The organism is Streptomyces sp. NPDC026394, assembly GCF_055567735.1.
The window spans coordinates 844,302-856,439 of sequence record NZ_JBVHPX010000002.1 but is presented as its reverse complement, the minus strand read 5'-3'; the positions used below and the strand labels follow the sequence as shown (position 1 = coordinate 856,439).

Sequence of the window (12,138 nt, the reverse complement as noted above, 5' to 3'; positions counted from 1 at the left end):
CGTACCCGGAACCGTCGCTGCCGGAATCCTGCCGGGGCGCGGGTGTCAGCCGTGGTCGGCGAGGAAGTCCGCCAGCGCGCCGGCGACGGCTTCGGGCTGCTCGTCGGGGATGAAGTGTCCGGCGTCCGGCACGACGATCCGGGTGGTGCGGTCGGCCCATGGGCTGATGGAGGCGGCCATGTCCGGAACGGAGCCGTGGCTGCTGGAGATTCCGAGGATCGGCACCGTCAGGCGCCGCCGTTCGAGCGCCTCGCGGTTCTTGCGCGCCGACTCCGCGGCGTCCCGGTAGTACGCGAGGGAAGCGCGCAGGCCGCCGTCGACGGCGACGGCCTGCGCGTAGTGGTCGATCTCGGCGTCGTCGAACGTGTCGGGGGACAGGGCCTTCATCTTCAGGAACCAGCCGACGTACTCGCGTTCGCGGCCGGCGAGCAGCGTCTCGGGCAGGTCGGGCACCATGTGGAACGCGAAGTGCCAGGTTTTCCACGCTCGGTCCGGGTCGGTGGGAATCGCCTCCGGGAGGGTGATACCGGGAATCCCGGCGTCGAGCAGCGCGACCCCGCGCAGGTGGCTCTCGAAGCCGAGGGCGAGGGAGAACGCGACCCAGGCGCCGATGTCGTGGGCGACCAGGGTGTATGTCGACACTCCGAGAGCCTGCACGGCGGTGTGGGCGTGCGCGGCGACCGTGTGCGTGTCGTAGCCGCGCTCCGGACGCTCGGAGTGGCCCTGCCCCGGCAGGTCGATCGCGATGACGCGAAACCGATGGGCGAGGCCGGGCATCACCTTCCGCCAGGCCCACCAGGTTTGCGGGAATCCGGCGAGCAGGACGACGGCCGGGCCGCCCGGCCGCCCGCCTTCGACGGCATGAAGGCGGACGCCGTCCGCGTCGACCCAGCGGTGAGTGAAGCCGGCCAGATGCTGTAGGGGCAGGTCGCGGACGGGGTTGCTGTCGGAGACCTGCGGAGTGCTGGTTGCCGGGCTGGTCACGGAAATCCTCCATGGGTGTCAGGTGTGCGGCTGGAGCGGTGTGGCTGGCGGTGGCGGCCGGGACCACGTACGCGTGGTGGGTTTCTCGCGCGGTCGCGAAGTGCCCGGCACGCCTGGCCGTGACCACGCTGGAAGGCTACCCATCTTGAATCGATCAGTTCAAGATAGAATGGTGCGCGACACGGTCCGGACCATCGACGCATCACCGAGGAAGTGCCGCGTGGCAGGCAAGAAGCAGTTCGACATGGACACGGCGCTCGACGCCGCGATGATCCAGTTCTGGCGCGACGGCTACGCCGACACCTCGGTGGGCGATTTGTCCCGGGTGACCGGCCTGAACCGCAGTTCCCTCTACTCCTCCTTCGGCGACAAGGACGCGCTCTTCCTGCGCTGCCTGGATCTCTACGCCGCGCGCTACGGCGAGAAGTACGACGTCGCCCTGTCGGGTGCGGCCGTGGACCCCGTTGCCGCTGTCCGTGCGTTCTTCGACGTCACCCTCGACCGCATCGCCGATCCCGAACTGCCCGATGGCTGCCTGATCACCCAGTCGGCCATGGCGATCCCCGTGCTGAGTCCGGGCGTCGCGGCCCACGCCGAGCAGGCGCTCGGCTCCCAGCGCCTGCGCCTGCGCACCGCGCTGAAGACCGGCCGGCTGGCCGAACAGGACGCCGAGAACTTCGCTGTGCACGCGGCGGCTGTGAACCAGTCGCTCGCCGTCATGAGCAGGGCCGGGGCGACCCCGGCGCAGCTCCTGGCCGTGGTGGGCGTGACCGTGGACGCGCTGTCGCGGACGTTGCGCGCGCAGCGCTGTTCTGAGGCCGTGACAGGATTCGAACCTGCGTAACCGGATTTGCAGTCCGGCCCCTGAACCGCTCGGGCACACGGCCGTGGTGAAGCGATGCACCGAGGTTAGGCCGGGGGACCGGGGGCGGGGCAAGGGTTTCGGGCGGGCCGGCACGAGGTTGCAATGCGGTGTTCACAAGTCCGGTCGGCCGACGGGGCTCAGGGGTTGGGGTGACGCCCCTCAGGGCGCGTGCAGGAACTCCTCCACCGCGCGGCGGAACCGGTCCGGTTCGTCGATCCAGGGGTAGTGGCCCGCCTCGGGCAGGTGGTGGGTGCGTCCGTCGGGGAAGGATGCGGCGACCAGTTCGCCCGCCCGTACGCCCGCCACCGCGTCCCGGCCGCCGGTCATGACGAGGACCGGGCACGTCACCTCGCGCAGGCCCGCGAGCAGTGTCTGGCGGGCCGGTTCGTCCACGCCCTGCCAGAAGCCGGCCCGCGGCACCGGGTTCAACTGTTCGCCCTCCGCCGCCGCGTGGGCCCGCTGGGGCGCCTCCCAGCGCCCGTACGCGAGCGGGACCGCGCGGGGCAGCAGGTCGCGTACCTCCGTCATGTCGGACGTCTCCGCCAGACGCCGGGCCGCAGCCGACGCCTCGGGCCACCACGTCTCGTGCGACCGGGAGGCGAAGATGTCCGGCGCGTCGTCGGGGAGTTCTCCCTGGAGGTGTGAGCCGGGGGAGATCAGGACCAGCCGGGTGGGGCGGTCGGGGTACGTGGCCGCGTACGCCTGCGCGGTCGCCGCCCCGGCGTCGTGGGCGAGCAGCGCGAAGCGCTCCAGACCGAGGTGGGCGCGGAATGCCTCCAGGTCTTCGGCCAGGTGCGGGAAGGCGTAGCGGGACGGGTCGGCGGCGGTCGGGGAGGCGCCCGTGCCGCGGCTGTCCGGGATCAGCAGCCGCCGTCGCTCCGCCAGGCCGCCCAGGTCGCCCAGGTACGCGGCGTCCCGGCCCGGTCCGCCCGCCAGACACACCAGGGGCGGGAGTCCGGAGCCCTCCGGGCCGAGTGCGCGGTAGTGCAGTGCGGCGTTGTCGTAACTGGTGAAGTGGGGCATGGGCCCAGCTTGCCGTACGGGGGAGAAGGGGACGCTCGTCGTCCGGTACGCCCTAGGTCCGGCGGCCTAGAAGATCCCCTCCCTGCGACAGGGGCGCACGCGGTCGACGCCTCTTACGCTGACCGCATGACTGCCGTGGACCCGCGCGACGCCGCCAGAACCCCCGAAGTCCCCCTCCGTGCCGAGCCCATGGCCGCTGCGCCCGCCGAAGGCGTCCTCGGCCGTACGTACCGGGCGCTCACCCTCGGCATCATCTCCGTCGTCTCGCTCATCGCCTTCGAGGCGAGCGCGGTGAACACCGCGATGCCCGCCGTCGGCCACGCCCTGGACGGCATCGAGCTGTACGCGTTCGCCTTCTCCGCGTACTTCACGGCGAGTCTGTTCGCGATGGCGCTGTCGGGGGAGTGGTGCGACCGGGGCGGGCCCCTCGCGCCCCTGTTCACCGGGATCGCCACGTTCGGCGCGGGGCTGGTCGTCGCGGGGTGCGCGCAGCAGATGTGGCTGTTCGTGGTGGGGCGCGGGGTGCAGGGGATCGGGGGCGGGCTGGTCATCGTCGCGCTGTACGTGGTGGTGAGCCGCGCCTATCCGGAGGCGCTGCGGCCGTCCGTCCTCGCGTCCTTCTCGGCGGCCTGGGTGCTGCCGGTGATCGTCGGGCCGCTCGTCGCCGGGACGGTCACCGAGCACCTGGGCTGGCGCTGGGTGTTCCTGTCCATACCCGTGCTCGTCCTGCTGCCGCTGACGGTCATGCTGCCCGCGCTGCGCAAGCTGCCGCCGCGGAGGGACGACGAGGGGATGGACCGGCGCCGCATCCTGCTGGCCCTGGCGGTGGCAGCGGGTGCCGGGCTCCTTCAGTACGCGGCCCAGCGGCGGGACTGGGTGGCCGTGCTGCCCGCGGTGGTGGGGCTCGTACTGCTGGTGCCGGCCATCGTCCGGCTGCTGCCCAAGGGGACGTTCCGGGCCGCGCGGGGCCTGCCCTCCGTCGTGCTGATCCGTGGTCTGGCAGCCGGGTCGCTGCTCGCCGCCGAGAGTTTCATTCCGCTGATGCTCGTCACGGAGCGCGGCCTGTCGACCACGCTGGCCGGGCTCTCGCTGACCGGCGGCGGCCTCACCTGGGCCCTGGGCTCGTACACCCAGAGCCGGCCGCGCCTGGAGCCGTACCGGGAGCGGATCATGGGGATCGGGCTGCTGCTGATCACGGCGGCGATCCTGATCGTGCCGCTGGTGCTGTTCGGCGGCGTGCCGGTCTGGATCGTGGCGGTCGCGTGGGTGGTGGCCGGGTACGGCATGGGGCTGAACATCTCCAGCGGGAGCGTGCTGCTGCTGAAGCTGTCCCCGCCGGAGGACGCGGGGAGCAATTCCGCCTCGCTCCAGGTCTCCGACGCCCTCGGCAACATCACGTTCGTCGGCCTGAGCGGCCTGCTGTTCAGCGCCTTCGGCGGCGCCTCGGTCGACACGGGCGGCACACCGGACGTGACCGACGCCGCATCCGGGCAGCCCGCCGCCTTCGCCGCGGTCTTCGTCGCCATGGCGGCGGTCGCCCTGACCGGATCGTGGGTGGCCACACGGCTGAAGCCCGCGGGAAGCGGCCTGGCGACGGTCCCGCCCGGTGGCGCGAAGACGGTGTCGGCGGCTCACCCGGGAACGCCGTCCGCTCCCGCGGAGCGTTAGGCTGACGCGGTTGCCGATCGCCGAGCCAGCCCGACGGAGACCGTGACTACCACCACCAGCGCCACCAACAACCACCACCTGTCCCCGGCCTTCCCCGGACGGGCCCCCTGGGGTACCGCGAACAAGCTGCGCGCCTGGCAGCAGTCCGCGATGGACCGGTACATCCAGACGCAGCCGCGCGACTTCCTCGCGGTCGCGACCCCCGGCGCGGGCAAGACCACCTTCGCGCTCACCCTCGCCTCCTGGCTGCTGCACCACCACGTCGTGCAGCAGGTGACCGTGGTCGCCCCCACCGAGCACCTGAAGAAGCAGTGGGCGGAGGCCGCCGCCCGGATAGGCATCAAGCTGGACCCGGAGTACAGCGCGGGTCCGCTCGGCAAGGAGTACCACGGCATCGCGATCACGTACGCGGGTGTCGGCGTACGCCCGATGCTGCACCGCAACCGGATCGAGCAGCGCAAGACGCTGGTCATCCTCGACGAGATCCACCACGCCGGCGACTCCAAGTCGTGGGGCGAGGCGTGCCTGGAGGCGTTCGAGCCGGCCACCCGGCGGCTCGCGCTGACCGGTACGCCGTTCCGCTCCGACACCAACCCGATCCCCTTCGTGACGTACGAGGAGGGCGACGACGGCATCCGGCGCAGCTCCGCCGACTACACGTACGGCTACGGCAACGCGCTCGGCGACGGCGTCGTCCGCCCGGTGATCTTCCTGTCGTACAGCGGCAGCATGCGCTGGCGCACCAAGGCGGGCGACGAGATCGCGGCGAAGCTCGGCGAGCCGATGACCAAGGACGCCGTCTCCCAGGCCTGGCGCACCGCGCTGGACCCGCGCGGCGACTGGATGCCCAAGGTCCTCAAGGCCGCCGATCAGCGGCTGACCGAGGTCCGCAAGGCGATACCGGACGCCGGCGCGCTGGTGATCGCCTCCGACCAGGAGCAGGCCCGCGCGTACGCCAAGCTGATCCGTGAGATCACCGGCGAGGGCGCCACCCTGGTGCTGTCCGACGACAGCGGCGCCTCGCAGCGCATCGACGACTTCGCGCACTCCGAGGACCGGTGGATGGTCGCGGTCCGGATGGTGTCCGAGGGCGTCGACGTGCCGCGGCTCGCGGTCGGCGTGTACGCGACGACGATCTCCACTCCGCTGTTCTTCGCGCAGGCGGTGGGCCGCTTCGTACGGTCCCGCAAGCGCGGCGAGACCGCGTCCGTCTTCCTGCCCACGGTGCCCTCGCTGCTCGGCTTCGCCAACGAGATGGAGGTCGAGCGCGACCACGTCCTGGACAAGCCGAAGAAGGACGGCGACGAGGACCCGTACGCCGAGTCCGAGAAGGAGATGGACGAGGCCAACAAGCAGCAGGACGAAGAAGACGGGGCCACGGGCGAACAGTTCTCCTTCGAGGCGCTGGAGTCCGAGGCGGTCTTCGACCGGGTGCTCTACGACGGCGCCGAGTTCGGCATGCAGGCGCACGCGGGCAGCGAGGAGGAGCAGGACTACCTCGGCATCCCGGGGCTGCTGGAGCCGGACCAGGTGCAGATGCTGCTCCAGAAGCGGCAGGCCCGGCAGATAGCGCACAGCAAGAAGAAGCCGGACTCCGAGGCCGACCTGCTGGAGATGCCCGCCGAGCGGCGCCCGGTGGTCACGCACAAGGAGCTGCTGGAGCTGCGCAAGCAGCTGAACACCCTGGTCGGCGCGTACGTCCACCAGAGCGGCAAGCCGCACGGCGTGATCCACACCGAGCTGCGCCGGGTGTGCGGCGGCCCGCCGAGCGCGGAGGCCACGGCCGGGCAGCTCAACGAGCGGATCAAGAAGGTACGGGAGTGGGCCACGCGCATGAAGTGACCCCTGTGTGACGTGAGGCGGCGGCCCGCGGCCCGGACGTGTTCCGGGGCGCGGGCCGTACCCGTACGTGTCCGGACGTGCTCGTGTTGTACCCCAGGCCGAAAGGCCGGGGTGCGCCGCCAACTGGTCACAACCTGCGGATGTTCAGGGATAAAGCGGTCACGGAAGACCGGATTCTGGACGGACTCTTCCGCTGACCGGACCAGCTCGCTACTGTCCCGGTCACGCACACGCCCCGTGGCAGCGCCGCCGCGGAGCGCAGCCGGTGCCATGCGGCCGGCGGCCTCTTCGCGCGCGCTGCCCCGGGACCGGCAGCGCACCCCGCGGACGGACCGCCACTCACCCGAGGAGGGGGCGTCGTGACCGCGGAGACCTCCCAGACGCTCGACCGGGGACTACGCGTCCTCAAATTGCTCGCCGACACCGACCACGGCCTGACCGTCACCGAGCTGTCCACCAAGCTGGGGGTCAACCGGACCGTGGTCTACCGCCTGCTCGCCACCCTGGAGCAGCACGCCCTGGTACGCCGTGACCTCGGCGGCCGGGCCCGGGTCGGCCTCGGCGTGCTGCGCCTGGGCCGCCAGGTGCACCCGCTGGTGCGCGAAGCGGCGCTGCCCGCCCTGCGCGCCCTGGCCGAGGACATCGGCGCCACCGCCCACCTGACGCTCGTGGACGGTACGGAAGCGCTGGCCGTGGCCGTCGTCGAGCCGTCCTGGACCGACTACCACGTCGCCTACCGCGCCGGTTTCCGGCACCCGCTGGACCGGGGCGCGGCCGGGCGGGCCATCCTCAAGGCCCGGCAGGGCCGCATCGAGGACGCCGGGCTGGCCCTGACACACGGCGAGTTGGAGGCGGGCGCGAGCGGCGCCGCGGCCCCGCTGCTCGGGGTGAGCGGCATCGAGGGCAGCGTCGGCGTCGTGATGCTCGCCGACACGGTGCCCGAGCGGGTCGGGCCCCGGGTGGTGGAGGCGGCCCGTGAGGTGTCCGAAGCGCTGCGGTGAGGGTCCGGGGGCCGAAGGGCGCGGGTACCCCGTCCCGCCCCGTGGTGAGAGGCCGGGCGGCCAGGTCATCTAGGGTGGCGGGGTGTCTTCTCGCACTCGCGCCCTCGGGATCTGCGCCGCCCTGGTCATCGCGCTCCTCGCCACGGTGGCCTTCGCGCCCCTGCCGTTCTCGGTCGCCTTCCCCGGCGACACGGCGGACGTGCTCGGCAAGCACAAGGGCAAACAGGTGATCACGATCAGCGGGGCGCCGACCCGCGAGACCACCGGTCAGCTGCGGATGGCGGCGATCGTGGCGACCGGCCCGGACGCGCCGGTCCGGCTGCCGGACATCGTCAGGGGCTGGTTCCGTACGGATCAGGCCGTGATGCCGGTCGAGTCGGTCTACCCGGTCGGCGACACGGCGGAGAAGGCCGTGGAGCACAATCTGAAGGACATGCGCTCCTCCCAGGACGTCGCCACCCGCGCCGCCCTGAACTACCTGCACAAGAGCGACAAGGACGTCCAGGTCAAGCTGGACCTGGGCACGATCGGCGGGCCCAGCGCCGGTCTGCTGTTCTCGCTGGGCATCATCGACAAGCTGGCCGGGGACGGCGCGGGCGGCGACCTGACCGGCGGGCAGAAGATCGCGGGCACCGGCACGATCACCGCGGACGGCGAGGTCGGAGCGGTCGGCGGGGTCGCGCTGAAGACGCAGGCCGCGGGCCGGGACGGCGCCACGGTCTTCCTCGTACCGAAGTCGGAGTGCCGGGACGCGCAGGCCGAGCTGCCGGAGGGACTGCGGCTGGTCCCGGTCAGCACGCTGTCCAAGACCGTGGACGCGCTCAAGGCGCTGAAGTCCGGCGGCAAGGTCCCCAGCTGCTGACCGGCTGCTGAGAGCGGGCGGCAGCGGCTGAGGGCGTCGGCGGCGGCTGAGGGTGTCGGCAGCGGCCGCGCCCCGCTCCCCGCGCGCCTCAGCCGCCGTCCTTGATGAACCCCTTCTCGATCATCCACTCCTTGGCGACCTCGTGCGGGTCCTGCCCGTCCACGTCCACCTTCGCGTTCAGGCTCTGCGCGACGGCGTTGTCCAGCGCGGCGGTGACCGGTGCGAGGAGGTCGGCGATCTGCGGGTACTTCTTCATCGTCGCCGCGTTCATCTCGGGCGCCGCGTTGTAGTTCGGGAAGAAGTGCCGGTCGTCCTTGACGGTCTTCAGGCCCATCGCCTTGATCCGGCCGTCGGTCGTGTAGACCTCGCCGAAGGTGCAGGCGCGGCCCTCCGCCACCTGCGTGTAGACGACGCCGCTGGTCATCTTCTTGATGTTGCCGGGCGGGATCCGCATGCCGTACGCCTTGGCCATGCCCGGCAGGCCGTCGTTACGGGCCGAGAACTCGGCCTCCGCGCACAGGGTGACCGCGCTCGGGTCCTTGCGGGACAGCTCGGCGACGTCCGACAGGGTCTCGACGCCCAGCCGCTTGTACTGCTCGGCGTTGAGCGCCAGCGCGTAGGTGTTGTTGAGCTTCGACTGCGGCAGCCACTCCAGACCGTTGGCGCGGTCGCCGTCGCGTACCGCCTCCCACTGCTTCCGCGGGTCCACTATGGGACGTTCGTGGCCGAGGTAGGTGATCCAGCCGGTGCCGGTGTACTCGTACATCCCGTCCGCCGTACCGGACTTGACCGCCTCCCGGGCGCCGATCGAGCCCTGGATGTTGGTCTTGTCGACGACCGTGGCGCCGGCCGCCTTGAAGGCCAGGCCCATGAGCTGGCCCAGGATGATGTTCTCGGTGAACTCCTTGGACGTCACGGTCAGTTCGGCGCCCTTGAGCGGCTGCCCCCGGCCGATCGTGCCGGGCCGCACGGCGTCGCTCATCGGGCTGCCGCTGACCAGCCCGCAGCCGCTCAGTGCGGCCGCGCCCAGCAGCAGGCAGGCAGCGGCGGCCGGTGCGGTCCTGCGCAGCCGGCGCGGTCCTGCGGTCATGATTCCCCCACCTCCAGCCCGCGCGGGCGCAGCAGCAGTTCCACGAGCGACGCCAGCCAGTCGACCAGCAGCGCCAGCACCACCGTCAGGACGGAACCGAGCACCAGCACCGGCATCCGCTGGGTGATGATGCCCGCCGAGATCAGGTCGCCGAGCCCGCCGCCACCGCCGAAGGTGGCCAGGGTGGCGGTGCCGACGTTCAGGACGAGCGCGTTGCGTACGCCCGCCAGGATCAGCGGTACGGCCAGCGGCAGTTCGACCTTCCCCAGCACCCCGGCCGCCGACATGCCGATACCGCGGGCGGCCTCGGTCAGCGTCGGGTCGATGGCCTTCAGGCCCGCGACGGTGTTGGCCAGTACCGGCAGTACGGCGTAGACGACCATGCCGATGACGGCCGCTTCCGGGCCGATGCCGAGCCGGATGACCAGCAGCACCAGCAGGCCCAGGGCGGGCACCGCCTGCCCGAGGTTGGCCGCCGCCACCGCGAACGGCGCGGCCCGGCGCAACCTGGCGCGGGTCAGCGCGATGCCCAGGGGGATGGCGATGATCAGGACGAAGAAGGTCGACACGGCGGTCAGCTGGAGGTGCTGGCGCAGCGCCAGCCACACCTTGCCGTCGTCCACCGCCTGGTGCGCGATCGAGTCCAGCCGGACGCCGCGGAACCACAGCCAGGTGGCGAGCAGCACCGCCGCCAGTACGGCGGGCAGCGCGGCCGCCTTCTTCCAGGTGATCCGGCGTGGCGGCCGGGTGGCAGACGCGGCGGGTGCGGCGGGTGCCGGTTCGGCCGCGAGCACCGGCCCGCGCTCCCCGGCCGCCGCCTCGTCGCGGAAGGTCACGCCGCGTACCTCGTGCTCGCCCGGCGGCCGTTCGCCCTTCGGCGGCCGGCGCCTGTCCCGGGGGCTCACGCCTTGACCCCGTGCGCGCCACCCGCCGGATCCACGCCCTCCTGGGCCAGCCGGGTCTGCCGCGCGCGCTGCTCCTCCAGCTCGTGCCGGTGCTCGACGGCGTCCAGCCGGTCCTCTTCCAGCAGTTGGTGGACGTTGTTCATCAGCGTCTCCATGTCGACGACGCCGATGTACTGGCCGCGCCGTCCGGTCACCGCGACCCGGCCCGCGTTGTCGGTGAGGACCGCCTCCAGCGCGTCGCGCAGGGTCGCGTCGCGGGTGACCGTGTCGTGCACGAGGGTGCCCGCGCGGGCCAGCGAGCCCTTGGCGCGCATCAGGTCGCCGCGGCGCAGCCACTTGTAGGGGCGCCGGTGCCGGTCCAGCAGCAGGATCTCGTTGGTGGCGCCGGAGCGCAGCAGGTCGAAGATGGACTGGAGCGGGTCGTCCATCGACGCGGTGGGGAAGTCGACGACGCCGACGTCCCGTACGCGGGTGAGGTTGAGGCGTTTGAGGGCCGCGCCGGCCCCCACGAAGCCGGAGACGAAGTCGTCGGCGGGGTTGGTGAGGATGGCCTCGGGCGTGTCGAACTGGGCGATGTGCGAGCGCTCGCGCAGGACCGCGATGCGGTCGCCCAGCTTGATCGCCTCGTCGAAGTCGTGGGTGACGAAGACGATGGTCTTGCGCAGTTCGTGCTGGAGCCGGATCAGCTCGTCCTGGAGGTGGTCGCGGGTGATCGGGTCGACCGCGCCGAACGGCTCGTCCATGAGCAGGACGGGCGGGTCGGCGGCCAGCGCCCGCGCCACCCCGACGCGCTGCTGCTGCCCGCCGGAGAGCTGCCGCGGGTAGCGGCCGTGGAACTCGCGCGGGTCCAGGCCGACCAGGTCGAGCATCTCCTCGACGCGGCTGCTCACTCTCGCCTTCGGCCAGCCGGTCATCCTGGGGACGAGCGCGATGTTCTGGGCGACGGTCATGTGGGGGAAGAGGCCGGACGACTGGATGGCGTAACCGACCTTGCGGCGCAGCTTGACCGGGTCGATGCCGGTGACGTCCTCGTCGCCGATCATGATCCGCCCGGAGGTGGGCTCGATCAGCCGGTTGATCATCTTCAGGGTGGTGGACTTGCCGCACCCCGAGGGTCCGACGAGGATCACCGTCTCGCCGGGCTTGATGTCCATGCTGACGTCGTCGACCGCGGGCGTGGGGTTGCCCGGGTACCGCTTGGTGAGGTGCTCCAGCGCGATGCCGGCGCCGGATGCGGTGGTCTCAGGCACGGATCCCCCTGGGAATGGTCAGACGTCCGATCAGGACGTACGCGGCGTCGAAGAGCAGGGCCAGGACGACGATGCCGAGCGTTCCGGACAGCACCTGGTTGAGCGCGTTGGCGCTGCCCAGGGAGGCGATGCCACGGAAGATCTCGTTGCCCAGGCCGGGCCCGGAGGCGTAGGCGGCGATGGCCGCGATGCCCATCAGCATCTGCGTGGAGACCCGGATGCCGGTCAGGATCGGCGGCCAGGCCAGCGGCAGCTCCACCCGCAGCAGCCGTGCCGAACGGGACATCCCTATGCCCTTGGCGGCGTCGATCAGCGCGGGATCGACGCCGCGCAGCCCGACGACGGCGTTACGCACCACCGGCAGCAGCCCGTACAGCGTCAGGGCGATGACGGTCGGCGCCACGCCCAGGCCGACGATCGGCACCAGCAGGCCGATCAGGGCCAGCGAGGGCACCGTCAGGATCGTCGCGGTGGTGGCGGTGGCCAGGTTCCCGGCCCATTCGGTGCGGTAGGTGGCGACGCCCAGCAGCACGCCGAGCACGGTGGCGAGCACCATGCACTGGAAGACGGCGCTGGCGTGCTGAAACGTATCCGTCAGCAGCTGGGTGTGCCGGTTGCCGACGTACTCCCAGAAGCTCACACGCGCTC

11 protein-coding genes and 1 tRNA gene are annotated in these 12,138 nt (G+C 71.9%); 5 read left to right on the top strand and 7 right to left on the bottom strand.

All coding sequences use genetic code 11. From position 1 onward, the window contains the following. Positions 1–45 precede the first annotated feature (45 nt). A complete protein-coding gene (locus ACZ4QV_RS07985; RefSeq protein WP_467762685.1) occupies positions 46–984 on the bottom strand; it encodes an alpha/beta fold hydrolase in 939 nt (312 codons plus the stop codon). 220 nt (positions 985–1,204) lie between these two features. Here ACZ4QV_RS07985 and ACZ4QV_RS07980 point away from each other — a divergent pair, with 220 nt between their 5' ends. Next, a complete protein-coding gene (locus tag ACZ4QV_RS07980) occupies positions 1,205–1,828 on the top strand; it encodes a TetR/AcrR family transcriptional regulator (RefSeq protein WP_467762684.1) in 624 nt (207 codons plus the stop codon). Here the strand turns inward: ACZ4QV_RS07980 and ACZ4QV_RS07975 are convergent. Beyond that, a tRNA-Cys gene (locus tag ACZ4QV_RS07975) sits at positions 1,800–1,871 on the bottom strand. The genes ACZ4QV_RS07980 and ACZ4QV_RS07975 overlap by 29 nt on opposite strands. A gap of 137 nt (positions 1,872–2,008) precedes the next feature. Then, a complete protein-coding gene (locus ACZ4QV_RS07970) occupies positions 2,009–2,872 on the bottom strand; it encodes an alpha/beta fold hydrolase (RefSeq protein WP_361614859.1) in 864 nt (287 codons plus the stop codon). 126 nt (positions 2,873–2,998) lie between these two features. On the opposite strand from ACZ4QV_RS07970, the gene ACZ4QV_RS07965 reads away from it, so the two are divergent. The 4 genes from ACZ4QV_RS07965 to ACZ4QV_RS07950 all read left to right on the top strand — a co-directional run bounded on the left by ACZ4QV_RS07965 (position 2,999) and on the right by ACZ4QV_RS07950 (position 8,245). Then, positions 2,999–4,540: an MFS transporter gene (locus ACZ4QV_RS07965; RefSeq protein ID WP_467762683.1), complete on the top strand. Its 1,542-nt coding sequence runs from the start codon at positions 2,999–3,001 to the stop codon at positions 4,538–4,540. A gap of 42 nt (positions 4,541–4,582) precedes the next feature. Next, positions 4,583–6,382 (top strand): DEAD/DEAH box helicase, encoded by a 1,800-nt coding sequence (locus ACZ4QV_RS07960; protein WP_361585558.1) that lies wholly within the window; start codon positions 4,583–4,585, stop codon positions 6,380–6,382. Positions 6,383–6,741: 359 nt separating this feature from the next. Continuing rightward, positions 6,742–7,383, top strand: a complete 642-nt coding sequence (locus ACZ4QV_RS07955) for an IclR family transcriptional regulator (protein WP_361144886.1) — start codon at positions 6,742–6,744, stop codon at positions 7,381–7,383. Between the two features lie 82 nt (positions 7,384–7,465). After that, positions 7,466–8,245 carry a S16 family serine protease gene (locus tag ACZ4QV_RS07950; protein WP_361635198.1) on the top strand — a complete coding sequence of 260 codons (780 nt, stop codon included), beginning with the start codon at positions 7,466–7,468 and terminating at the stop codon, positions 8,243–8,245. A gap of 88 nt (positions 8,246–8,333) precedes the next feature. Here ACZ4QV_RS07950 and ACZ4QV_RS07945 read toward each other — a convergent pair whose 3' ends face one another. The 4 genes from ACZ4QV_RS07945 to ACZ4QV_RS07930 are packed head-to-tail and all read right to left on the bottom strand — an operon-like array spanning position 8,334 to position 12,130. After that, the gene (locus tag ACZ4QV_RS07945; protein WP_361144880.1) at positions 8,334–9,335 is read right to left on the bottom strand and encodes a glycine betaine ABC transporter substrate-binding protein; all 1,002 of its coding nucleotides are present in this window, start codon (positions 9,333–9,335) and stop codon (positions 8,334–8,336) included. Then, the gene (locus tag ACZ4QV_RS07940; RefSeq protein ID WP_361144878.1) at positions 9,332–10,240 is read right to left on the bottom strand and encodes an ABC transporter permease; all 909 of its coding nucleotides are present in this window, start codon (positions 10,238–10,240) and stop codon (positions 9,332–9,334) included. Before ACZ4QV_RS07940 ends, ACZ4QV_RS07945 begins: the two co-directional genes overlap by 4 nt. Next, the gene (locus ACZ4QV_RS07935) at positions 10,237–11,490 is read right to left on the bottom strand and encodes a betaine/proline/choline family ABC transporter ATP-binding protein (protein WP_361144875.1); all 1,254 of its coding nucleotides are present in this window, start codon (positions 11,488–11,490) and stop codon (positions 10,237–10,239) included. Before ACZ4QV_RS07935 ends, ACZ4QV_RS07940 begins: the two co-directional genes overlap by 4 nt. After that, a complete protein-coding gene (locus ACZ4QV_RS07930; protein ID WP_361614856.1) occupies positions 11,483–12,130 on the bottom strand; it encodes an ABC transporter permease in 648 nt (215 codons plus the stop codon). Before ACZ4QV_RS07930 ends, ACZ4QV_RS07935 begins: the two co-directional genes overlap by 8 nt. Positions 12,131–12,138 lie beyond the last annotated feature (8 nt).

What these genes read in the sequence shown, in the direction of transcription:
- ACZ4QV_RS07970 (WP_361614859.1), bottom strand. Translation starts at nt 2,872, where the DNA reads ATGCCCCACTTCACCAGTTACGACAACGCCGCACTGCACTACCGCGCA.
- ACZ4QV_RS07965 (WP_467762683.1), top strand. Translation starts at nt 2,999, where the DNA reads ATGACTGCCGTGGACCCGCGCGACGCCGCCAGAACCCCCGAAGTCCCC.
- ACZ4QV_RS07945 (WP_361144880.1), bottom strand. Translation starts at nt 9,335, where the DNA reads ATGACCGCAGGACCGCGCCGGCTGCGCAGGACCGCACCGGCCGCCGCT.